Source organism: Volucribacter amazonae (genome assembly GCF_029783845.1).
Taxonomy (GTDB): domain Bacteria; phylum Pseudomonadota; class Gammaproteobacteria; order Enterobacterales; family Pasteurellaceae; genus Volucribacter; species Volucribacter amazonae.
Window position 1 is genome coordinate 1,609,794 of sequence record NZ_LWID01000001.1, and the last position, 24,351, is coordinate 1,634,144.

General features: G+C 37.4%; 19 protein-coding genes. 13 read left to right on the plus strand and 6 right to left on the minus strand.

The window, feature by feature from the left end; genetic code table 11:
* Nucleotides 1-10: 10 nt before the first annotated feature.
* Nucleotides 11-1,420 (minus strand): YcjX family GTP-binding protein, encoded by a 1,410-nt coding sequence (locus tag A6A20_RS07765; RefSeq protein ID WP_279572888.1) that lies wholly within the window; start codon nucleotides 1,418-1,420, stop codon nucleotides 11-13.
* A 168-nt stretch (nucleotides 1,421-1,588) separates the two neighbouring features.
* On the opposite strand from A6A20_RS07765, the gene A6A20_RS07770 reads away from it, so the two are divergent.
* From A6A20_RS07770 to A6A20_RS07790, 5 genes are read left to right on the plus strand one after another with little or no spacing between them, the layout of a single operon-like run.
* On the plus strand, nucleotides 1,589-3,307 hold the full coding sequence (locus tag A6A20_RS07770) for an ABC transporter substrate-binding protein (protein WP_279572889.1): 1,719 nt from the start codon (nucleotides 1,589-1,591) through the stop codon (nucleotides 3,305-3,307).
* Nucleotides 3,304-4,269, plus strand: coding sequence for an ABC transporter permease (locus A6A20_RS07775; RefSeq protein WP_279572890.1), 966 nt, complete (start codon nucleotides 3,304-3,306; stop codon nucleotides 4,267-4,269). Before A6A20_RS07770 ends, A6A20_RS07775 begins: the two co-directional genes overlap by 4 nt.
* Nucleotides 4,259-5,146, plus strand: a complete 888-nt coding sequence (locus A6A20_RS07780) for an ABC transporter permease subunit (RefSeq protein ID WP_279572891.1) — start codon at nucleotides 4,259-4,261, stop codon at nucleotides 5,144-5,146. The genes A6A20_RS07775 and A6A20_RS07780 overlap by 11 nt, the downstream gene beginning before the upstream one ends.
* A gap of 8 nt (nucleotides 5,147-5,154) precedes the next feature.
* The gene (locus tag A6A20_RS07785; protein ID WP_279572892.1) at nucleotides 5,155-6,183 is read left to right on the plus strand and encodes a peptide ABC transporter ATP-binding protein; all 1,029 of its coding nucleotides are present in this window, start codon (nucleotides 5,155-5,157) and stop codon (nucleotides 6,181-6,183) included.
* A 39-nt stretch (nucleotides 6,184-6,222) separates the two neighbouring features.
* Nucleotides 6,223-7,059, plus strand: a complete 837-nt coding sequence (locus A6A20_RS07790) for a peptide ABC transporter ATP-binding protein (RefSeq protein WP_279572893.1) — start codon at nucleotides 6,223-6,225, stop codon at nucleotides 7,057-7,059.
* A 131-nt stretch (nucleotides 7,060-7,190) separates the two neighbouring features.
* Here A6A20_RS07790 and A6A20_RS07795 read toward each other — a convergent pair whose 3' ends face one another.
* Nucleotides 7,191-8,183, minus strand: a complete 993-nt coding sequence (locus tag A6A20_RS07795; protein WP_279572894.1) for a 2-hydroxyacid dehydrogenase — start codon at nucleotides 8,181-8,183, stop codon at nucleotides 7,191-7,193.
* A gap of 211 nt (nucleotides 8,184-8,394) precedes the next feature.
* Here A6A20_RS07795 and A6A20_RS07800 point away from each other — a divergent pair, with 211 nt between their 5' ends.
* Both A6A20_RS07800 and A6A20_RS07805 read left to right on the plus strand, forming a co-directional pair.
* On the plus strand, nucleotides 8,395-9,651 hold the full coding sequence (locus tag A6A20_RS07800) for a mechanosensitive ion channel family protein (protein ID WP_279572895.1): 1,257 nt from the start codon (nucleotides 8,395-8,397) through the stop codon (nucleotides 9,649-9,651).
* 145 nt (nucleotides 9,652-9,796) lie between these two features.
* Complete coding sequence (locus A6A20_RS07805) at nucleotides 9,797-10,480, plus strand: 2,3-diphosphoglycerate-dependent phosphoglycerate mutase (RefSeq protein ID WP_279572896.1); 684 nt, start codon at nucleotides 9,797-9,799, stop codon at nucleotides 10,478-10,480.
* Between the two features lie 100 nt (nucleotides 10,481-10,580).
* Here the strand turns inward: A6A20_RS07805 and corA are convergent, their stop codons facing one another.
* Nucleotides 10,581-11,528: a magnesium/cobalt transporter CorA gene (gene corA / locus A6A20_RS07810; RefSeq protein ID WP_279572897.1), complete on the minus strand. Its 948-nt coding sequence runs from the start codon at nucleotides 11,526-11,528 to the stop codon at nucleotides 10,581-10,583.
* A 450-nt stretch (nucleotides 11,529-11,978) separates the two neighbouring features.
* On the opposite strand from corA, the gene A6A20_RS07815 reads away from it, so the two are divergent.
* The gene (locus A6A20_RS07815; RefSeq protein ID WP_279572898.1) at nucleotides 11,979-13,220 is read left to right on the plus strand and encodes an NRAMP family divalent metal transporter; all 1,242 of its coding nucleotides are present in this window, start codon (nucleotides 11,979-11,981) and stop codon (nucleotides 13,218-13,220) included.
* A 110-nt stretch (nucleotides 13,221-13,330) separates the two neighbouring features.
* On the opposite strand, the gene ftsN is transcribed toward A6A20_RS07815, so the two are convergent.
* Both ftsN and A6A20_RS07825 read right to left on the minus strand, forming a co-directional pair.
* Nucleotides 13,331-14,092: a cell division protein FtsN gene (gene ftsN / locus A6A20_RS07820; RefSeq protein WP_279572899.1), complete on the minus strand. Its 762-nt coding sequence runs from the start codon at nucleotides 14,090-14,092 to the stop codon at nucleotides 13,331-13,333.
* A gap of 109 nt (nucleotides 14,093-14,201) precedes the next feature.
* Nucleotides 14,202-14,531 (minus strand): DMT family transporter, encoded by a 330-nt coding sequence (locus A6A20_RS07825; RefSeq protein WP_279572900.1) that lies wholly within the window; start codon nucleotides 14,529-14,531, stop codon nucleotides 14,202-14,204.
* Nucleotides 14,532-15,491: 960 nt separating this feature from the next.
* On the opposite strand from A6A20_RS07825, the gene recO reads away from it, so the two are divergent.
* The 5 genes from recO (at nucleotide 15,492) to A6A20_RS07850 (ending at nucleotide 20,901) form a co-directional block, all read left to right on the plus strand.
* Entirely contained in the window at nucleotides 15,492-16,202 is a 711-nt protein-coding gene (gene recO, locus A6A20_RS07830) for a DNA repair protein RecO (protein WP_279573769.1), read from the plus strand.
* Between the two features lie 6 nt (nucleotides 16,203-16,208).
* Nucleotides 16,209-17,519 (plus strand): 23S rRNA (uracil(1939)-C(5))-methyltransferase RlmD, encoded by a 1,311-nt coding sequence (rlmD, locus tag A6A20_RS07835; RefSeq protein ID WP_279572901.1) that lies wholly within the window; start codon nucleotides 16,209-16,211, stop codon nucleotides 17,517-17,519.
* 9 nt (nucleotides 17,520-17,528) lie between these two features.
* Nucleotides 17,529-19,754, plus strand: a complete 2,226-nt coding sequence (gene relA, locus A6A20_RS07840; protein ID WP_279572902.1) for a GTP diphosphokinase — start codon at nucleotides 17,529-17,531, stop codon at nucleotides 19,752-19,754.
* An 8-nt stretch (nucleotides 19,755-19,762) separates the two neighbouring features.
* Entirely contained in the window at nucleotides 19,763-20,116 is a 354-nt protein-coding gene (locus A6A20_RS07845; RefSeq protein WP_279572903.1) for a diacylglycerol kinase, read from the plus strand.
* 338 nt (nucleotides 20,117-20,454) lie between these two features.
* The gene (locus A6A20_RS07850; RefSeq protein ID WP_279572904.1) at nucleotides 20,455-20,901 is read left to right on the plus strand and encodes a hypothetical protein; all 447 of its coding nucleotides are present in this window, start codon (nucleotides 20,455-20,457) and stop codon (nucleotides 20,899-20,901) included.
* Between the two features lie 175 nt (nucleotides 20,902-21,076).
* Here the strand turns inward: A6A20_RS07850 and A6A20_RS07855 are convergent, their stop codons facing one another.
* A complete protein-coding gene (locus A6A20_RS07855; protein WP_279572905.1) occupies nucleotides 21,077-24,115 on the minus strand; it encodes a glycoside hydrolase family 2 TIM barrel-domain containing protein in 3,039 nt (1,012 codons plus the stop codon).
* Nucleotides 24,116-24,351: the final 236 nt, after the last annotated feature.

The following is a 24,351-nucleotide window of genomic DNA, read 5'->3' on the forward strand; positions in this document are numbered from 1 at the left end:
TTCTTTAGGGTTAATGAAATTTATCAGCTAATAAAAATTGTAATACGGCGTCCATACGTAAATGTGGGATCGGTTCGCCAGTAATTAAAGGCTGTGGCTCAAATTGATCAAATTCAAACCCTTGTTGTTGCCAAAAATCGGCACGAGGAAGTTTATTCGGCACAGTGCCGGGGTAAAGGGTGATTTGTTGTTTATCCTGTGAGCGTATGCCTTGTAATGCTTTAAATTGTTGTCCTTGTTGATTGACAAGCACTTGTTGGGTTGCCCGAATAGCGGCAATCGCTGAATATTCGGTGGTGATTCCCTCAAATTCCACATGGCGTCCGCCCTCTTGCACTAATTGTCGCATTAGGCTGACTAAATTAGCCAGTTGATCGGTGGTAATATGATCGGCTTTACTTGCCACAAACATTAATTTATCAATGCGAGGGGCAAATAAGCGGTGAAGTAAGGTGCGTTTGCCATAGTGAAAATTGTGAAATAGCTGTTGTAAGCCCTCTTGCATATCTAGAAAGGCTTGGTAACTATGATTAAGCGGTGTTAAACAATCTGCCAAAATAATTTGTCGATCAAAGTGAGCAAAGTAATTTTGATAAAAAGGTTTAACAATTTGCTGGCGATAATAATCATATCTTTTTTGCAATACGGAGAAATAGCTTTTGTGGTTGCGTTGCTGTTTCAGATTTTGCCATTGTTTATCATTGAGGTGTAATAATGGAAAAAATTGCAAAGCAGGAGCACCTGCCAATTCACTAGGTAGCACAAAACGCCCAGGTTGGATAAAATGTAAACCCTGTTCCTTACATTGGTGCAAATAATCAGTATATTGGCGAGCAATTTGAGCTAATACCTCATCATTCGCATCAGCTTGTAAATCAAGTTGTTGTAATGATTGTTGCCAAGATTGAGCAAGGCTTGCTCGTTTACCCTGATGAAGTTTGGCTAATTGCTGTGACCATTGTTGAAAACTCAAACTTAATAAAGGTAAGTCTAGTAGCCATTCCCCGGGGTAATCAAAAATATCTAAATATAATGTGCCGGTATTTTTAATATGGCGTACAAGGCTATCTTGATGTAAATAACGAATGGCTAATCGGGTTTCGCTCACACCTCGTGTAGATTGCGGCCAAATCGGCGGAATTTGGCTTAAATCACGTAAATTTTGTTCATAATCAAAGCGAGGAATCCCCATATCTCGTTGTGAAATTCGTTTTACCCCTAGAATTTGTTGACGGCGAGCGGGTTCAAACAAGGGTAAGTGAGCGTTGTTTTCTCGGTTAATATGCAATAATTGGTTAATTAAGCTGGTAATAAAGGCGGTTTTTCCACTACGGCTTAACCCTGTTACCGCTAGGCGTAATGAACGATCGAGTCCTCGATTGACGATCTCTTTGATTTCTTTTTGTAATCGATTAAACATATATCTTTATCCTTTTCATAGAAAAGAAAAATCATTAAACATAACAGAATAATGATGGTGTCATATAATGAAAACATAAGCAAAAAATGTGATTTATCCTCAGAGAAAATAGCATATTTTGCCAATATATTTTACAATTCTCGGATAAAATCAGGAAAATTGCTTGTTATGTTATCAATAAAATCATCATTTAAGACCTTTTTTATCGTGGCTTTGTTAGGGGCATTATATGCTACTCGCTTGTCCTCTGCACCGCGTATTCCTGCACAAGTAATTGATAATGGTTTAATTTATTGTACTTACGCTTCAGGTTTTTCTTTTAATCCACAAACTGCTGAGGCAGGTGTGAGTATGAATGTGGTTACCGAGCAGATATATAACAAGTTATTTAGTCAAAAAAATCATAATGCCCAAATTTCGCCAGAATTAGCACAATCTTATCATATTTCGCCTGATGGTAAGCGAATAACCATTAATTTGCGTAGAGGGGTAAAATTTCATCAAACTGAGTGGTTTACGCCAACACGAGATTTTAATGCTGAAGATGTGGTTTTTTCGTTAAATCGTGTACTGGGTAAAAATGATGATTTACCTACTTTGGATAATGTGGCGGTATTTGATAATCGCCAATATCAAATATTTAATGAACTTGCAAAAAAAGCCCATTTTCCTTATTTTGATAGTATTAATTTAAAAGCAAAAATCGCCGATGTTCGTGCAACAGCTCCTTATCAAGTACAGATTAGTCTATTTGAACCTGATGCCTCTATTCTTTCCCATTTAGCTAGCCAATATGCGGTAATTTTTTCTCGAGAATATGCCTTACAGCTTAATGCGGATAATAACCTTGCTCAATTAGATTTGTTACCTATTGGTACAGGGGCTTATAAGGTAAAAGAATATGCTCGCAATCAATACATTCGTTTACAACGTCATCAAGATTATTGGCAACAGGCAGCGAAAATTGACAACATTGTGGTGGATATTTCCACTTATCGTACAGGGCGTTTAACCAAATTGCTCAACGGGGAATGTCAAATCGTGGCGTTTCCTGAAGTCAGTCAATTAGGCTTATTTAATGAAATTGATCGTGGTCATCAGTTTAATCTCAAAGAAAATGAAGGAATGAATTTAGCTTTTTTGGCGTTTAATTTTAATAAACCGCAGATGAATGATATAAAATTACGCCGAGCTATTGCCCAAAGTATTGACCGACAACGGATTATTGATCATATTTATTATGGCACAGCAACACTAGCTGAAAATATTATCCCACATATCTCTTGGGCAAATATTTCTGCTACGGGATTTAATCTCAAATATTCGCCGAAAATCGCCCGCACTTGGTTAGCTGAACGGCAAATTGTGTTGAATTTGTGGGTTATTAATGAAGATCAAGTTTATAATCCTGCACCAATGAAAATGGCAGAGATGATTAAATTTGATTTAGCACAAGTGGGTGTTAATGTGCATATTCAACAAGTGAGCCGTAATTATTTGGTACAACAATTAAAACATAAACAGGCAAATTATGATCTGATTTTAACAGGTTGGTTAGCAAGCCCTTCCGATCCTGATACCTTTCTACGCCCGATTTTAAGTTGTGCGAGTAAAGATGATGTTACTAATTTAGCAAATTGGTGTTATCCCTTGTTTGATCAAGCTATTAATCAGGCTTTAATCCACTCAGATCAGCAACAGCGTATTCAAGATTATCAACAAGCAGAGCAAATCGTGGCAAGTCAGCTACCCATTATTCCTTTAGCCAATGTGAAACAAGTTTTTGTGTTTAGTAAGCGGATACAAGGATTGGAGAAATGGCATTTTGCTAACATTAATTTTGCTGAACTTTGGTTACAAGAAAATCACAAGGAGCAACAACAATGATTGCTTCATTTGCACGCCGTCTTTTTCTTATTTGTATTACCCTTTGTTGCTTATCGTTAGTTAGTTATCATATTTTAATGCGTGATCCACTCAATGCGGCATTAGCTGAACCCTATTTTTATTCAGGTTATTTCAGCTATATACAAGGTTTATTGCGAGGAGATTTAGGCATTAGCTATAATGGCGGCGAGTCGTTATTGCAATTACTTTTTGCTGTTATTCCGCCGACCATTGAGTTATGTTTTTTTGCGATGTTATTGGCGTTATTATTTGGTTTACCATTGGGGCTTATTGCGGCATTTAATCGGCATAATTTATGTGGTAAAAGCATTAGTGCTTTGTCTTCATTAGGCTTGTCTGTACCTGTATTCTGGATTGCCCCTTTATTATTATATCTTTCCGCTATTCATCATTGGGATATTGCTTCAATGGGGCAGTATAATTTGCTTTATCAAATTAAAACAATTACCCATTTTACTGCCATTGATGTTTGGTTTGTGGAACAGCCTTATCGTTTAAAAATAATCCAAAATGTTTTTCAACATTTAGTGCTACCTGCTTTAGTTTTGGCGATTTCGCCAACAATGGAAGTCACTCGCTTGGTGCAACAACGGGCAGAATATTTATTTCAACAAAACTATGTGAAAGTGAGTAGCACCAAAGGTTGGTCTACCTTGAAAATCCTGCGTAAATTAATTTTACGCAATACATTACCATTGATAATGCCACAATTTACCCGTATTTTTACCTTGGTATTAGCACAATGTATGTTGGTGGAAAATGTGTTTGGTTGGCCGGGCGTGGGAAGTTGGTTAATCAGTGCGGTGGCTCAACAAGATTATAATGCGATTTCAGCGGGTATTATTGCCATAGGCTTGTTAGTGGTAATTATTAATCAGCTTACTGATTTCTTTGTATTTTTGCTCGATCCGTTGCATAGGAAAGGTTGGTATGCAAGATAAAGAACCTGAAGAATTTCGTGAACGTGATACCTTGCGTGCAATTTGGCGTTTATTTCGTCAAGATTTTATTGCCGTTTTTAGCTTTTACTTGTTTATTGGTTTAGTCGTGTTTGCCTTATTTGGGCAATGGCTTGCCCCTTATTCGGCGGATTGGCAATTTGTTGGGCAAGAATTATTACCGCCCTCTTGGCACGATAATGGTAAAGTGGCGTATTTTCTTGGTACTGATGATTTAGGGCGAGATTTACTTAGCCGTATTATCACAGGGGTTCGCTATACTTTTGGTTCGGCAACCTTAGTGATTATTGCGACAGCAATTTTAGGCGGTATCTTAGGTATTTTAGCGGGTATGAGTAGCGGTTTAAAATCCAGAATTCTCGGGCATTTTCTTGACGCCTTTTTATCTGTCCCGATTTTATTAATTGCGATTATTATTGCGACCTTAATGGAAGCGAGTTTAATTAACGCAATGCTAGCAATATTTTTCGCATTGTTACCGCACTTTGTACACGAAATTTCACAAGCCATTCAAAAAGAATTAAAAAAAGAATATGTGATTGCGTTACGTTTAGATGGTGCGTCCAAATGGGTATTACTCAAAGAGGCTATTTTGCCTAATATCGCAATCCCTTATATTCGGGAAATTTCTCGTTCTTTTACCATTGCCATTTTTGATATTAGTGCATTAAGTTTTATTGCCCTTGGAGCACAACGCCCTACTCCAGAATGGGGCGTAATGACACGTGATGCCTTAGAATTAATTTACCTTGCACCTTGGACAATCATTTTCCCGGGTATTGCCATTATTGTGAGTATTCTGGTTGTTATTATGCTAGGTAATGGTTTATGTAAAGCCATTAATCGGTATGATGAATAGGACATATTATGGCGTTATTGGATATTCGTAATCTCTGTATTGATATTAAAACCGCTACAGGTAATGTACGTGTGGTGGATAATGTGAATTTAACCCTAAATGAGGGGGATATTTATGGACTTGTCGGCGAAAGTGGGTCAGGCAAAAGTTTAATTGCTAAGGTAATTTGTAATTCAATAAAAGATAATTGGATTATCCGAGCTGATCGTTTTCGCTTTAATGATATTGAGTTACTCAAACTCAGTCCCCATAAACGGCGTAAATTAGTGGGAAAAGAAATTTCAATGATTTTCCAAGATCCGCTTACTTGTCTTGATCCTAGTAAAAAAATTGGCAAACAAATTATTGACAATATCCCCTTTAGCACCTTTAAAGGAAAGTGGTGGCAATGGTTTGGTTGGAAGAAACGCCGCGCCATAGAGTTGTTGCATCGTGTTGGGATTCGTGATCATCGGGATATTATGCAAAGTTACCCTAATGAAATCACTGAGGGCGAGGGACAGAAAGTGATGATTGCTATTGCTATCGCTAATCAACCTCGTTTGTTAATCGCTGATGAACCCACTAATTCGGTAGAGTCTATTACTCAACTGCAAATTTTCCGTTTATTGTCTAGTATGAACCAAAATCATGGTATGACGGTATTATTAGTCAGTAACGATATTATTAGTGTCAGTGAATGGTGTAACAGTTTTTCTGTATTATATTGTGGGCAAAATGCTGAAGCAGGACCAACAGAAAGCATTTTAGCCAATCCGCATCACCCTTACACAATGGCATTATTACATGCCATTCCAGATTTTAGCCAACCTTTGGCATTAAAAAGCCAGCTCAATACCCTTGCTGGCACAGTACCTATGCTTGCTCAAATGCCTATAGGTTGTCGATTAGGGCCTCGTTGCTCTTTTGCACAACGTAAATGTATCCATAAACCAGCATCAAGGCGGATAAAACAACATGAATTTGCTTGCCATTTTCCGTTAAATTTGCGTGAAAAAGCAAGTAAACTAGAGAACAATGAAAATATTCCTTTATAGAAACAAAGAATTTTGAATAACCTAAACGGAAAATCATCAATGTCAGTATTATTACAAGTAGAAAATTTAAGCAAATCTTTTCGTGATGAAACCTTTAGGTTATTTGGCTCTCGTTATTTCCAAGCGGTGGCACAAATTAACTTTGGTTTAGCAGCAAAGCAAACGCTATCCATTATTGGACGTAATGGTTCAGGAAAATCAACCTTAGTAAAAATGATTGGCGGTATGATACCCCCTTCATCGGGCAACATATTATTCAAAGGTAAACCGCTAGCCTATGGGGATTATGCCTTTCGTGCTAAACATATTCGTATGTTATTCCAAGATACCAATAGTTCCTTTAACCCTCGTTCCAATGTGGGGCAAATTTTAGATGCTCCTTTACGTCTTGCTACTTCATTAGATGAACAACAACGTAACGAAAAGATCGGACAAACGCTGAGAATGGTTGGGCTTTATCCTGATCACGCCAATATCCGCATTAGTGCGACTTCATTAAGCCAAAAGCAACGTATCGCCTTAGCAAGAGCGGTCATTTTAGAACCAGAAATTATTATTATTGATGATTCAATCAGTGCCTTAGATGCCTCTGTAAAAACTCAACTCGTTAATCTTATGTTAGATTTACAACAACGCTTAGGTATTGCCTATATTTATGTGGGGCAAAATCTCGGCTTGATTAAACATATTTCTGACCAAGTTTTGGTTATGGACGAGGGGAAAATGGTTGAGTTTGGCACACCACAACAGCTTTTTACCAATCCCAATACTGAAATTACCCGCCGTTTGGTGGAAAGTTATTTTGGCAAAATGCTAGATAATTCTGCTTGGCAAGGGAATGAAGGAGAAAAACAATTCGGTCTTAATTTGACATAAGATAAGGCAAGTTAATGCCATATTATAGTCGTTTCACTTTAAAATAATACAGTGCTGGCACGCTTCGCTGTATTCTATTGTACTGTCTTTGACGTGCTGCCTTGTCTCATTTTAAATTGAAACGACTATATTTAAATTGTAACTTGATTCGCACTTTGTCCTTTTTCTTTCAATTCTTGAATATTGGCCAAGGTAACATTGGCAATACTGGTTAGAGCTTCTTCTGTTAAAAAGGCTTGATGCCCTGTTAATAACACATTATGGCAAGCAGAAAGACGGCGGAATACGTCATCTTGAATCACTTCATTGGATTTATCTTCAAAGAATAGCTCACGTTCATTTTCATATACGTCCATACCCAATGCTCCAATTTTACCTTGTTTTAAGGCTTCAATAGCAGCTTGGGTATCAATTAATGTGCCACGACTGGTGTTAATAATCATCACACCATCTTGCATTTTGTCAAAGGCCGTTTTATTTAACAAATGGTAATTTTCGGGCGTGGCAGGGCAATGCAACGTGATAATTTTAGAACGATGATAAAGTTCGTCAAGTTCCACATAAGTTGCGCCTAATTCCTCCGCTAATGGATTTTTAAAAGGATCATAGGCTAATATATTCATACCAAAACCTTTTAAAATTCGCATTGTGGCAATACCAATTTTACCTGTCCCAATAACCCCCACAGTTCGTCCATGCATATTAAAGCCAATTAGCCCTTCTAAGGAAAAATTAGCTTCTCGTGTACGCTGATAAGCACGATGAATACGGCGATTTAAGGTAAGCATTAAGCCCACAGTATGTTCTGCCACAGATTCTGGTGAATAGGCTGGCACTCTAACGACTTGAATTCCCAACACCTTGGCGGCAGCTAAATCTACATTATTAAACCCAGCACAGCGTAAAGCGACAATTTTGATACCAAGTGCGGCCAGTTTTTGCAAAACTTTTTCACTGGCATCATCATTGACAAAAATACATACGGCATCATGCCCTTCTGCCATTTTGGCTGTACGCTCACTTAAAGGAAAATCAAAAAATTCTAATTCATCATTAAATTTTTGATTAGCAAGATCAAAATATTTGCGATCATAGCTTTTGGTGCTATATAGTGCGATTTTCATAAAAATACCTCAATAATTACCGGGTAAATAAAATTAGATAAAAATATTCTAGCAAACCAAACGAGAAAATCTATTAAATTTGTTTAATTGTTAAACGTTTTGTCCCAGAGTTTTTTCACTATTAAAGTCAATATGTTAGTATAAACACTTGCCCTTTGGCATAAACAATTTATGTTTAATTCACTAAATTAATTAAAAAAGGAAAACAATTATGTTTCAGACCTTACAAACGTGGTTACAAAATCATAGTTTGCATAATCAAGACTGGTTAGTAACATTAATTATGATCGGTTTCATTTTAGTCACAGCACTGATTATACACGTTGTATTGCATATGCTGTTGTTTCGCTGGCTAGGAAAGCAGTTTAAAAATTCAAAAAGTATTTTGTTTAACGTACTTGCCGAACAGCGTTTATTTACCAATATTGGTTATACCATACAAGGTATTGTCTTGGGCATACAGTTGCGTATTTGGTTACCTGAAACCAGTTGGCAAGAATTGTTGATTACTCTGACTGAAATTTGGTCATTAATTTTTGCGTTATTAGCGGTATTTGCATTATTAGATACGATCAATAATTACCTGTTTAGACGTAATCTCGCTCAACATTTCCCCGTAAAAGGTTTGGTGCAAACGGTGAAACTTATTGCCTCTATTGGCATTGGTATCTTATTAGTGTCTATCTTGCTTGGTAAATCACCTGTGATTTTATTAAGTGGTTTGGGTGCAATGACCGCTGTGCTTATGTTAGTGTTTAAAGATCCTATTCTTGGCTTAGTGGCAGGAATTCAATTATCCGCTAACCGTATGTTAAATGTAGGGGATTGGTTGGAAATGGGGAAATATAATGCTGATGGCTCGGTAATTGATATTGGGTTAACCACTGTAAAAGTGCAAAACTGGGATAATACGGTAACGACCATTCCTACTTATGCGTTGATTTCTGATTCTTTCAAGAACTGGCGAGCAATGAGCGAATCTGGTGGGCGACGTATTAAACGTGCGGTGTATATTGACTCAAGTAGTGTGAAGTTTTTAAGCCCAGAAGAAGTTCAAAAACTCAGTGAAAGTCAATTATTGACTGATTATTTAACCACGCGTTCTCATGAAATTGCAGAATTTAATCGTCAGCATAATATTCAGGGAAATAGCCCATTAAACGGACGGCATTTAACCAATTTAGGAACGTTTCGTGCTTATTTACAGCGTTATTTAGAAAATAATCCCCATATTCGCAAGGATATGACCTTAATGGTACGTCAATTAGATCCTAATGAGCAGGGTATTCCCTTGGAGGTTTATTGCTTTACCAATACTGTATTATGGGGAGAATATGAAGCCATTCAAGCGGATATTTTTGATCATATTTTTGCAGTAGTTGCTCAATTTGGGTTGCATATTTATCAAGCACCAAGTGGTTATGATTTGCGTAATGTCATTACCAATTTACGTCAATCAAAAGATTAACATAATGGCGGTGGTGGTTTGAACAAAAGGGAGCTGAATTGGGCTTCACTCTCATTTTGTTCCACCATATTTTGCTTTTAAAGTTTGATAATTTTTGTTATAAAGAGCCCAGAATTTTTTATTTTTAACTCATAGGAGAAATTGTATGGAATTAGTGTTTATTCGTCATGGTTTTAGTGAATGGAATGCTAAAAATTTGTTTACTGGCTGGCGTGATGTTAATTTAACAGAACGTGGGGTAGAAGAAGCAAAATCAGCAGGTAAAAAATTACTTGAAGCTGGCTATGAATTTGATATTGCTTTTACTTCTGTATTAACGCGTGCGATTAAAACTTGTAATATCGTATTGGAAGAATCTAATCAACTTTGGATTCCACAAGTGAAGAACTGGCGTTTAAATGAGCGTCATTATGGCGAATTGCAAGGTTTAGATAAAAAAGCTACCGCAGAAAAATATGGTGATGAACAAGTGCATATTTGGCGTCGTTCTTATGATACATTACCGCCATTACTTGATCCAAAAGATCCTAACTCAGCACATAATGACCGCCGTTATGCTCATTTACCTGCTGATGTGATTCCTGATGGCGAGAATCTTAAAGTTACACTAGAACGTGTATTACCATTCTGGGAAGATCAAATTGCTCCAGCATTATTATCTGGCAAACGTGTATTAGTTACAGCACATGGTAATTCATTGCGTGCGTTAGCCAAACATATTGAAGGTATTTCTGATGCGGATATTATGGATCTTGAAATCCCAACTGGTCAGCCATTAGTTTATAAACTTGATGATAACTTAAAAGTTGTAGAGAAGTTTTATTTATAATGTATTGAATATACATAATGAAAAATACCCGCTAGTTAGCGGGTATTTTTATCGTCGTCCTACCTTGTCTCATTTTAAAGTGGGACGACTATAGTAAGTTTTATAACCAACCTTTGCGTTTAAAATACCAATAAGGCATAAATGCCGCTAATCCCATTAAGCCTAATGCCATAGGATAACCATAATGAAAACCTAATTCGGGCATATCCTTAAAGTTCATACCGTAATTAGAGGCGACTAATGTTGGTGGTAGGAAAATCACAGACACTACCGAGAAGATTTTAATAATACGGTTTTGCTCAATATTAATAAAGCCCATGGCAGCTTGCATCAAGAAGTTTACCTTTTGGAAAATAGATTCATTATGTGGTTGCAAGGATTCAATATCACGTAATACCTCACGAGCTTGTTCTAATTGGCTTGCAGGTAAACGAGTTTTACGCACTAAAAAGCTCAATGCTCGTTGGGTATCCATTAAACACAGTCTTACTTTTGAGCTAGCATCTTCTTGTTCGGTTAGGGTTGCGAGGGCTTCATCAAACGCTTCGCCTTGTTTGCCCTCTAAAATCACACGACTTAATTTTTCTAAGTCGGCATAGATAGTTTCAATCACGTCCGCTAATTGCTCAATTTTGGTTTCAAATAAATCCAATAATAACTCATAGGCATTACATTCAATGAGTCGTTGATTGCGAGAACGCATACGGTATAAACGGAATGCGGGTAACTCACGATCCCTTAGCGTAAATAAACGGCCATCTCGTAACGTAAATGCTACAGTAGCAATATCGGCATAATCGTCTTCATCTTCACAATAAAAAAAGGAATGTAAGTGTAAACCATCATCATCTTCAAAAAAACGAGCAGAGGCCTCAATATCTTCTAATTCAAGATAAGAAGCAAGGCTTTGCCCTAGCCCTTCTTGGACAATATTTCGCTCTTCGGTAGTAGGTTCAAGCAAATCGATCCAAATGGCAGTGTTAAGTTCATCACTGCTTTCATCAATACGGCTAAGGCGAGCATCTTCTAGTGCGAATACATTTATCATTTTTCATCGTTCCCATTGGGTTTATGAACAACGCAATGAACAAAACCAACAAGTGCGGTCTATTTTTGAGTTATTTTTAAATGTATTTAAACATTAAACAAGAATGTTATTAAAACATTTAAAAGAGATGCCGATAAGTGGCTAGATAATGGATTATCAGCGATAACTATCACCGATAATAGGGAATGAGGTAATAGTTAGGCAAAAAACTTAAATCGGTATCGACTATGACTGTCCAAAGTGTATGTCCTCATATTGCTAAATTGTGGCGAATGTTACGCCTGAAAGCGTCATTAGTCAAGAGGATAAAGGGAAATCTTATTTATCATTTTTCAAATTAAATTTTACTATTGTAATAGTACAGCAAATAAAGTAGTGTATATCCGTTATCCCTTGAGGGATCTCAACATAATAACAAATGAACTACTAAGAATTACTTAAGGAAAAACAATGAACAATCAACGACAAAACAAACCCTTTAATTTATCCGCATTAGGCCCGGGCATTTTAATGGCTTCCGCTGCAGTTGGTGGCTCGCATTTAATTTCTTCTACGCAAGCAGGGGCATTATATGGTTGGCAGCTGGTGTTACTGGTTATTGTGGTGAATTTATTAAAATATCCCTTTATCCGCTTTGGTATGCACTATACTCTTGATAGTAATAAAACCTTATTAGAAGGTTATTTAGAAAAAGGGCGGTTTTATTTATGGATATTTTTTATTTTAAATGTATTTTCAACGGTCATTTGTGTAGCAGCAGTGGTGATTTTATCAGCGGCTATCGTTTCTTTTGTCTTACCGATTCCTATGCCGATTTTAACTTGGACAGTGTTATTACTTAGTTTTGCTATTTTATTATTAGGCAAATACCGTTTATTGGATTCACTTTCTAAATTAATGATGATTACCATTAGTATTACAACAGTGGTTGCTGTGGTTATTGCTTTATTTAAAGGTAATCCTACTGCTGCAGATTATGTTGCTCCAAGCCCATGGCAATTATCAGAATTGGCTTTTTTGGTGGCATTAATGGGCTGGATGCCTGCCCCAATTGAAATTTCAGCCATGAGTTCAATGTGGGTCATTGCTAAAAGACGTAATACCCCAGTTTCTTATCGAGATGGTATTTTTGATTTTAATGTTGGTTATATTAGCACAGCGGTCTTGGCTGTTATCTTTTTGGCTTTAGGTGTACTAGTACAGTATGGGCAAAATGTGCCGATTCAAATGGGTGGTGGACAATATGTTTCTCAGTTAATCAATATGTATTCCTCTACTATTGGCGAATGGTCAAAAGGTTTAATTGCCATCATCGCTTTTATGTGTATCTTTGGGACGACTTTAACCATTGCTGATGGCTACGCCCGTACTAATATTGAAAGTTTACGTTTATTATTGAATAAACAACAACGCAAACCCGTTTATATTAATTTAGCCTTGTTACTCTCGTTTATTGGTGCTGGAGCGATGATCTTTGTATTTAATAATTCATTAGGGGCAATGTTGACCTTTGCTATGATTGGATCATTTGTACTAGCGCCATTTTTTGCCTTACTCAATTTATTATTAGTACTCAAAGGAAAGCATAAAGTAAGAGGTTGGTTATTATGGCTTTCTATTATAGGAATGATTTACTTAGTATTATTTAGTCTATTTTTTATTGTTTATCAATTTGGTTGGCTGACACTTTAAATTTATAGTTGCTTCATTTTAAAGTTGAACAGCTATGATAATATTGATATAAAAAAGCGTGATAACATTTATCACGCTTTAATTTGAGATTTCGGTCTTAATCTTGTTTATTACATATTAATTACCACACAATTTGTAATACTCTTAGCACGAGCCTGTGCCTCAATTGCTGCATTTCTATCACCAACAGGGCCAACAAACACCCGATTCCAGTCGGCACTTGCGCTTACCCGACTATTAAATCCAGCCATAGCAAGGCGAGCTTGTAGATTTTCTGCTTGTTGCTTATTCTTAAATGCACCACATTGCAAGCCAAAGCCTTTTTTGCTTTCTGTATTATTATTCACCACCTTTGTTTCAGGAACCGCCTGAGGTTGAGAGGGTTGTGGTTGCGTAACTGGTTTAACGGCTTCTGGTTTTGCTTCTACCACATTGACTTCCTTATTTTGTTGACGAACCACAGTCGTTGGCGTATCTACTGATTTAACCGATTCAGACGCTTTTGCTTTTTGTGCATTTTGCTGATCTTGCTCTAGCAAAGCCAAAATTTTCTTTTGTTCTGCGGTGAGTTGGGCATTTTTCTCTAACGAGCTTGGGCTATTATCAATGGGAATTTCTCTTGTTTCCAAATCTTGGATATAACTCCAAACTTCTTCAGGACGACTTGGTAAAACACTTTTAGGTTGTTGTATTTCCACTGGGCGAGTTGGTATTTCTACTTCAGGAGCTTTTTGTTTTAACCAAAAAAGTCCAAAAATAAAACTTAATAGGATAAATAAGCCAATAAGGATAAGTAAGGTTTTATTTATTCCTGTTGATTTTTTCTTTTGTCGTGAGCCATTACGACGGGATACATAATCACGCTGAGCCACAATAAGTCCTAACAAATTGATAAATAATAGCTATGGTTGGCAATTTTACTGAAAATTTATTCATAAGGCTAGAAATTATCAATAGTATGGAATTTTTCAGCGTTGATAATTAATGTAAAGTGGTTTTAGAAAATAAATTGATAACTAACACGCCACTGATAATTAAGCCAATACCTAATATTGCTGCCATATCAAGACGTTGTTTAAATAGCACCATACCCACTGCGGAAATCAACACAATGCCCATACCTGACCAAATGGCATATACAATTCCCACAGGTAATACTGTCATTACTTTAGCCGCGAGATAAAAAGACAGAGCATATAAAACTAATGCGCCCAAAGTGGGTAAGGGTTTACTAAAGCCAGCACTGGCATTGAGTAAACTGGTGGCACAGACTTCAATGATAATGGATAAACTTAGTAACAACCAAGTCATTTTTGGTTACTCCATAAAATAAAAATAGGGTTATTATAACCTAACAATCAATATTGAATAGGATTTTTAAAATAACACAGTGTTGGCAAGTCTTGTTGTACGATTCGTACTGCCTTTGGCGTGCGGTTTTGTCTTATAAAATGATGATAATTGGGGTTAAAGTGCGGTGAGTTTTCGGATTATTTTTACTGCTATTTCTCTGTTTTGGCTAACGGGTTTCGCCCCCTTTTACAAATGGGACGACTTACTTTCTTTGCTTGCACAAAGAAAGTAAGCAAAGAAATGCACCCCCTAGAAAAATTCTGATCCTGTGTTTCAACTTGAACCATCACGCCACATTTCTGAACTCGCCTTGCTCCGCAAGGCTCAGACAGCAGAAATGTGCCTATGGTTCTAAGTTTTACACAGGGAATTTTTAAGGGGGAATGAGCGGAAGTATCTATATTTTTGGGGAAAAAATCAAAAAACTGACCGCACTTTAAATCAAAGTTTTTAAAATAATATTTTTATTATCAATAAATTACCGAAAAAATAATAACGCTCCTTTACCCCCTTAAAAAATCCCAGCCTGAGCTTAGAACGATAGAATAATTTTGGCTGTTTGAGCGTAGCGAGTTCCAAAATTATTCTATCGTTCTTAGTGAAAGGCTGGATAAGATTTTTTCTAGGGGGAGTGTTTCTTTGCCTACTTTCTTTACACGAGTAAAGAAAGTAGGTCTCAACGGCGAAAACCGTTAGTGAAGTCGGAGAAATAACCGTAAAAAAATAATTTGAAAACCCACCGCACTTTAAGCCCGCTAATGATTGCATTAGTTCTCAGTATTTAGCCTAATTATTCCGTCCTTTATATTTTGAACATAAAACCGAGGAAAAACGTGAAAACTCCGCTATTCTTCCGACCAAATAAGTAAATTTCTGCTAAAATAACCCCCATTTGAATTTGTAATTAAGGAATGGGTTATAGAAAACTGGCAACGTGGTTTTGTGTTACACCGTAAAAATTATAGTGAAACCAGTTTATTACTGGAGCTTTTTACGGAGCATAGCGGTAGATTAACTGTGCTTGCCAAAGGGGCAAGAACTAAACGCTCGCCCTTAAAGGGGGTATTACAGCCGTTTACGCCGTTGTTATTACGTTGGACAGGCAAAGGTGAGTTAAAAATTCTGACCAAAGCTGAACCTGCTTCAATTAGCCTTCCGTTAGAGCAAATTGCACTTTTTAGTGGTTTTTATATTAATGAATTAATTACACGCGTGCTGGAAAAAGAAACCCCTTATCCGCACCTTTTTCAAGATTATTTGCAATGTCTTATGGGGTTGGCAAGCTCGCCTAAACAGGTAGAACCGATGTTGCGTCATTTTGAATTTCAGTTGTTACAAACCTTGGGCTATGGGGTAGATTTTGTGCATTGTGCAGGCAGTGGCGAGCCTGTTGATGAAAATATGACTTACCGTTATCGGGAAGAAAAGGGCTTTATTGCTTCGTTAATTAAAGATAATTTGACCTTTTATGGGCGTGAGTTACTCGCTTTTGAGCAACGACAATTTTATGATATAGATGTATTGAAAGCGGCAAAACGTTTTACTCGCATGGCGTTAAAACCTTATTTAGGTGGTAAGCCATTGAAAAGTCGTGAACTTTTTTTACAACAAAGACAAACTAATCAATAAATTATTATGGCATTATTTTATTCCCCCACTAAACCTCGGCAACCTATCCCACAACAACAAGCTGAAATTATTGAGCTTGATTATCAGGGGTTAGGGGTTGCCAAAATTGCGGGAAAAACCTGGTTTATTGAAAATGCTCTGCCACAAGAGGTAGTGAGTTTTTCTGTGGTGGAGAATAAACGGCAATATGGGCGAGGGATTGCCAGAAAATGGTTGAAAGCCCACCCACAACGACAAAAGCCAAAATGTGATTATTATGCTCGCTGTGGCGGTTGTCAGAGTCAGCATATTCCTATTGCAATGCAACGCCAAGCCAAACAGCAAGCCTTATTGCGTCAATTATCACAATGGCATAAACATATTGAACTTATGCCAATGATAACGGGTGATCCTTGGCAATATCGCCGCCGTATTCGTTTATCTTTGCGTGTGAACCCGAAAAACAAACAGCTTGAAGTCGGTTTTCGGCAAAAGCAAAGTCAGCATATTGTAGCTATTGAGCATTGTGAGGTTGTTGAACCTTGTTTAAATAAAATTATTGCAAAACTGACCGCACTTTTTAGCCAATGGCAACAGCCACAACAGTTGGGGCATATTGAGTTGGTAGCTGGCGATAACGGCGTAAGTATGTTATTGCGTCATCTTGGCGATGTTGATAGTCGTGATAAGGCCTTATTGCAACATTTTGCTGAGCAACAACAACTGAATTTATTTGTCCAATCTGATGATGAAGTGAAGTGTTGGTATGGCAAAATGCCTATGTATCGGATTAATGATCTCAAGCTCCAATTTGATATGCAGGATTTTATTCAAGTCAATGCTCCCCTTAATCAGCAAATGGTGGATACGGCGTTGCACTGGTTGGAATTGCAAGCTGAGGATCATGTGTTAGACTTATTTTGTGGTATGGGAAATTTTACCTTACCATTAAGCAAGTATGTAGCAAGCGTGGTAGGCATTGAGGGCGTGCAAGCAATGGTAGCCAAAGCTCGCTATAATGCTGAGCAAAATCAATGCCATAATGTTCGCTTTTATCAAACGGATTTAGCCAAACCCTTTGTGGATCAACCTTGGGCAAAACAAGCATTTAATAAAATTTTACTTGATCCACCAAGAGCTGGGGCAGATTTTGCTCTTAATGCTTTGTGTGAGTTGCAAGCAGAAAAAATCCTTTATGTATCTTGTAATCCTGCCAGTTTAGTACGAGATGCAAAAATTTTATTGGAGAAAGGCTATCAACTCGGTAAATTGGCAATGATTGATATGTTTCCTCATACAGGACATTTGGAAAGTATCAGTTTATTTGAACGACAATAGGAGATTAATATGGTTGCAATACGAGGTTCACATTTAATCAATCCCAATGATTTTATTTTTGAAAATTGGTGTCAAGCCCTACATTTAAGCCCTGATATTGCTAATAAACTCCTTGCCACTTGGCATTATTCCGAACAGAAGTTACAAGCCACAAACTCGCCGATGTTATCTTTGCGTAATCGCATTGAAATGCTAGAGATTTTGCATGGCTTAAATATGGACGCTGATACCTTAATTACTGCCATGTTATTTCCATTGTATGAACGTAAATTGCTTGATCTTGATGAAATTAAAGAACATTGTGGCAATAATATCAGTAAATTAATCAAAGGCGTGGCGGAAATGGATAATATCCGCCAACTCAATGTTAGCCAATCTGCGAGTGCATTGCAGGTGGATAATGTACGGCGAATGTTATTAGCTATGGTTGATGATTTTCGTTGTGTAATTATTAAACTGGCAGAACGTATCACCTTTTTGCGTGGTGCAGAAAAATATTGTAGCGAAGAAGAGCGAGTGCTTGCTGCGAAGGAATGTGCCAATATTTATGCTCCCTTAGCCAATCGTTTAGGCATTGGGCAATTAAAATGGGAGCTTGAAGATTATTGTTTTCGTTATTTACACCCTGAGCAATATCGCAATATTGCCAATTTATTACATGAACGCCGTTTAGATCGAGAACAATATATTGCGGATTTTGTGCAAGAGTTAAGTGGTTATTTAAACCAAAATCTTGAGCAAGTGGAAGTCTATGGTCGTCCAAAACATATTTATAGCATTTGGCGAAAAATGCAGAAAAAACACCTGCAATTTACCGATCTTTATGATGTCCGAGCGGTACGCATTATCGTGCAAAAATTACAGGATTGTTACACCGCACTTGGCGTGGTACATACCCATTTTAAACATTTACCCAAAGAATTTGATGATTATGTTGCCAATCCAAAACCGAATGGCTATCAATCTATTCATACTGTGGTACTTGGTCAAGGGGGCAAGCCCATTGAAGTGCAAATTCGTACCCAACAAATGCACGATGATGCCGAATTAGGGGTTGCTGCCCATTGGAAATATAAAGAGGGTAGCACAGGTGGGCGTTCTGGCTATGAAGAAAAAATCACTTGGTTACGCAAATTATTAGCTTGGCAAGATGATATTACTGATTCAGGCGAAGTGATGGCGGAATTACGCAGCCAAGTGTTTGATGATCGTGTGTATGTGTTTACGCCAAAAGGCGAAGTGATTGATTTACCCACAGGCTCAACGCCACTTGATTTTGCCTATGCAATTCATAGTGAAATCGGGCATCGTTGCATTGGAGCAAAAGTGTCAGGACGCATTGTGCCTTTTACTTACCAACTGCAAATGGGCGATCAAATTGAAGTCATCACGCAAAAAAATCCTAATCCGAGCCGAGATTGGCTCAATCCTAATCTTGGTTTTACCCATACCGCCAAAGCCAGAGCCAAAATTCACGCTTGGTTTAAAAAATTAGACCGAGATAAAAATATTCCCATTGGCAAAGAATTATTAGAAGACGAACTGGCAAGAATTGGGCTAACCTTAAAGCAAATTGAACCCTATGCCCTCCCTCGCTATAACCTTAAACATACTGATGATCTTTTTGCTGGCATTGGCAGTGGCGATATTCGCCTTAATCATCTCGTTCATTTTTTACAAAGTAAACTGATAAAACCCTCTGCCCAAGAAACGGACGAAGAAATTTTACGCCACGTTAGCCATAAAAGTGCCAATCATGCACAGCAAAAAAGCGAAAAACAAGGTTATGTGGTGGTGGACGGCGTAGGTAATCTTATGCACCATATTGCACGCTGTTGCCAGCCAATCCCCGGCGATGCCATTGTGGGTTATATTACCCGAGGGCGAGGCATTTCCATTCATCGCAGTGATTGTGAACGTCTGGCGGATTTACAGCGAGAAAATCCAGAACGTATTGTGGAATCCTGCTGGGGCGATAATTCCAAGAGTGAATTTTTCCACTTAACCATTCGTATTATGGCGAGTGATCGCCATGGCTTATTGCGAGATATTACAACAGTATTAGCCAATGAAAAAGTTAGTGTAGCTGGTATTGCAAGCCGCACCGATCAAAAACGCCAACTGGCTACCATTGATATGGAAATCAGCTTAAATAACGTACAAATGCTAAGTAAAATTCTTGCACGATTAGCAAAATTAGATGACGTCATTGAAGCAAAACGCTTAGCCAGCTAAGGATCATTATGCAAAAATATCGAGGATTAACCCATATCATAAAAGCCACAGGCTATTCATTACAAGGGCTAAAATGGGCATTAACCGAAACCGCTTTTCGCCACGAATTATTGCTTTGCCTGATCGGTATTCCCCTCGCCTGTTGGCTGGCGGATAGCCCGATTGAAATGGCATTAATGATAGGTTCATTATTGCTTATTTTGGTGGCAGAATTATTAAACAGTGCCATTGAAAGCGTGGTGGACTTAGTCAGCCCCCATTACCACCCTTTAGCTGGACGAGCCAAAGATCTCGGCTCTGCCTCAGTGTTGGTTTGTATGCTAATTTGTGTGGTAGTCTGGGCGATTATTTTGCTTAAGTAACAAATATCCTTATTGTATAGTTGTTTCAATTTAAACTAATACAAAGCGTATATTAAAGTGGGACTACTATAAATCATCTTGTAAATAAGCATTACCATAGGGTGATGCTTATTTTTTTATAATGCTATCAATTTTGCTTAACTCAAGGAAAAGTATTGTGTGGCTAAAAGTGCGGTGGGTTTTTAAAAAATTTTTATCCTAGATTATTAACTTGTGGTTATAACTGTTTTCGCAAAAAGGCTATTTTTTAACAAGGATAAAATCATTATCATAAGCACCAGTTACCCGTTAAGGGTTTTAGTAATGTTAAATGTTTATTTAGAAAAAAGGAAAGCAAAATGAAACGTTATTTAATCAAAACAATGTTAGTGTTAACTTTAGGTTTTTCAACATTCAATGCGATGGCAGATGATAAAACCAGTATTGAAATTGAACGCTCAATTAGCCAGTTACCAGCCAGCCCTGTAACAAAGCCGACTGAACGTTACACAGAAACCCGAAAATTGCTTGAGCAAAAATTAGAGCAATTAGCCCAAACTACGGACAAAGCACAATTTGATGGGCTATTACAACAAAGTCGTGAACTAGCACAACAAGCAAAATCATACAGCAATGATTTATTGGTGGATATGGGCGACAGTAGCGACAACCGCCGTTTAGAAGATGATGTGTTTTATAAACAATACCGTTTAAGTAAAATCATTAAATCTTTAGACCAAATTGAACAAGTGAGCCAAGACAATCAATTCGCTCAAGCACAACAACTGGCGAAAGCGTTAAGTTAAGCCTTGTTATTGTGAATTAAGTTAGTCAATAAGCATTACCTTTATGGTAATGCTTATTTTTTATAAGGCTATCAATTTTGCTTAATTCAAGGAAAAGTATTGCGTGGCTAAAAGTGCGGTGGGGTTTGGCAAAATTTTTTATCAATCCACAAATCCTCATCAACGTACGGTAATATTAGCCAATATTTTTCGCTAATTGCCAATTTAATTGCCATTCAAATTGAGTATCATTCATACGATATTTTTCCGCTAAACTTGGCCCACAGGAATTTGATCCTACACCTGACATTTTATAATCCACACATAGCACCGTATATAAATCCTGTTGTAGCTGATAGCAATGTGTTTTTTCGCTTAATTGTTCGGCTAAGTAAGGCGAAAGATTAAAGCTAAAACAAGTATCAGATGTAAAATAAAGTTTACAAAAGTCTGATTGGATTGCTAACCATTGGCAACCATAATGACTACCATTTTCTTGTGGTTTTAAATAGTTTTGCTGATTGGCTTGCGGATCGGTTTGATAAAAGCCCAATTTTGTTGCTTGATGTTTATCGCAATAACTTTCGCTTTCGCCATAACCAAAGTACTGGGTATGTTGAAAGCGTTTTGTTAATAGAAAACATAAACCAAAGCGTGGTAAATACGGTAAGTGCGGTGCTTTTTTGCCTGAAATTTTTAACTGTAATCGCCCATTGGGATCAATGCGATAGCAAAGTTGTAAGCTGAGAATACGGGCTTGCCCCGTAGCGACTAAAGCACAATCTGCTTGTATTACCACTTGTTTGCCATTTCGTTGATAATGTACGTGATTTGCTTGGGTGTAAGCCTGATCATAGCCTGCTTGTTGCCAATGTTGTTTGATTAAGCTGTCATTATCTAATGGGGCTCGCCAAATATTTATGGCAATAGGTTGTTGAATAATCTTTTGCTGTTGATAAGTTAAATGCTCAATTAACCCTGTTTTTTTCGCAAAAAGATAATGGATTTGTGGGGTAAATACTTCAATATATTGTGAAGTTTCTCGAATTTCCAGTTGATATTGCTCCTTTATCATTGGATAAAATAAGGGTAATTTATTTTGTGGAAATAAGGAAATTTGATCAAAACCCAGCTCGTGGTGAGGGGGTAACAACGGGGTTTTAGATGTTTGATAATAATTTAAAGTTAATAACCAAAGGCTACCATTATCTTGGGGTAACGTTAGGGGTAAAAGTGCGGTTTGTTTGGCTGGTAATTTTATATCTTCCCAATAGCCTTGCTCTACGATTATACCATTTTCACTCAGTTGGTAAGCGATAGCAACGTTGTTTTGTAAATCGGTAAAATCAAAATAATTGGTTAATGCAATTTTTCCACCGACTAAATTAGCACGAATTGGGCGTTGTACGTTTTTTAATTCCAGTAAGTTAGATTGTATTTGCCGATCCGCTGTAACTAAGCCATCTAAACAAAAATGACCGTCATTAGGTTCATCAGCAAAATCGCCACCATACCCCATTTTTTCTTCATCTAAATAGGGCGAGTGATTGCACCATTCCCATACAAAACCGCCACAAGCCCCTGCATATTGATAAATGGCTTGCCAATAATCTTCCGCATCACCACAGGAATTTCCCATAGCATGGCTATATTCACAGAGTAAATAAGGTTTCGCTTGTGGTGTATTGGCAAAATAATTTGCCATATCTTGCACGCTTTTATACATTTCGCTATGTAGATCAAGGCAACGGCAATCATTTTGGTGGCTTGAATGTTGAAAAATAGCATTTTCGTAATGTACCAGTCGGCTCGGATCAAAATGTTTAATCCAGCTTGCCGTTTGTTCAAAATTTTCGCCATATCCCGATTCATTACCCAATGACCAAATCAGTATAGAGGGGCGATTTTTATCCCGTTGTACATTGGCGATATTACGATCTAATATGGCTTGTTGCCATTGAGGCGAACGGGCAAAATAGCAGTAATTATCAATGATGTGTTGACGGATTTTTTCCTGTTCTTGCGGTGTTTCTACTGCAAGCAAAATGCTTTGTTCTGGGCTGGGTACATAAATGGCGTTGCAACCATGGCTTTCCACGTCAGCTTCAGCCATAAGATAAATACCATATTCATCACAAAGTTCTGCAAACCAAGGGGCGTTGGGGTAATGTGCGGTGCGAATCGCATTAAAATTATGTTGTTTAATTAAGGCTAAATCGGTTATTGCTTGTTGCCGACTAATAACATAGCCAGTGCGAGGATCACTATCGTGGCGATTAACCCCTTTAAATTTAATGGGGCAACCGTTAAGTAACACTACACCATTTTGTACTTCAATTTTACGAAAGCCCACTTTTTGATAGATGACTTCCTGTCCATAGCGGAAAGTCAATCCATATAATTTGGGGTCTTCTGCTTGCCATAATTGTAATTGGTTAATGCCAATGTCAATGCCGCTTTCGCTAACCCCACTAAGCAAAATATTACCTTGTGGATCATTTAACTGCCAAGCAATCTCTCTGGGTTGTTGATTGAATTGAAGCTGTACTTTTAATCTTCCTTGTTGCCAATTTTGTTCAATATCCGTTTGAATAAAAAAATCTTGTAAGTAGTTATGTTCACGTTGCAGAATATAAACGTCACGAAAAATCCCGCTCATACGAAATTTATCTTGATCTTCCAAGTAACTGCCTGCACACCATTTTAATACCACAAGGTGCAAATGATTTTGTCCAGCTTGTAGAAAAGGGCTAATATCGAATTCAGAAGTGCTATGGCTGATTTGTGAATAACCGACAAATTGGCGATTGACATATAAAAATAAACAGCTATCAACCCCTTCAAAATTCAATAAATAATGTTGTTGTGCTTGTGGGGAAAAATCAAACGCAAGATGATATAAGCCACAAGGGGTATCTTGAGGCACAAAAGGCGGATCAAAAGGGAAAGGATAGCGAATGTTTGTGTATTGATGTTGATCATAACCTGCCGTTTGCCAATTAGCTGGTACGGCAATTTGTTGAGAAAAAGATTGCGTTAGAAAATCCGCAGGCAAATCCCAATAGCTATGATAATACGCAAAATCCCATTGCCCATTTAGCAAGTTAAAAAAGGCTGAAAATTCTCGCTGATTTTTGACCGCACTTGCGACATTATGATAAGGAATAAAATAAGCGTGATGCGGCGTAGTATTAATATGCAGGATCTGCGGATCTTGAAAATATGGAGGTAACATAGCTTATTCCTAATAATATCCTGATGCCATTTCATTACTATAACCAAAATAAACAAAGAAAATTGTGAATAGGATCACAAATTGAATGTTTATTCTCATTAATAGGCAAAAGTGCGGTCTTTTTTGCCATTATTTTAAAGTGGAACGACTATAAAATGGGGCATATAGTGCATTTTTCTGAATATTCCTGTTTATAACGATGACAATGGCTATACATTCTGTAAAAAATACCCTAC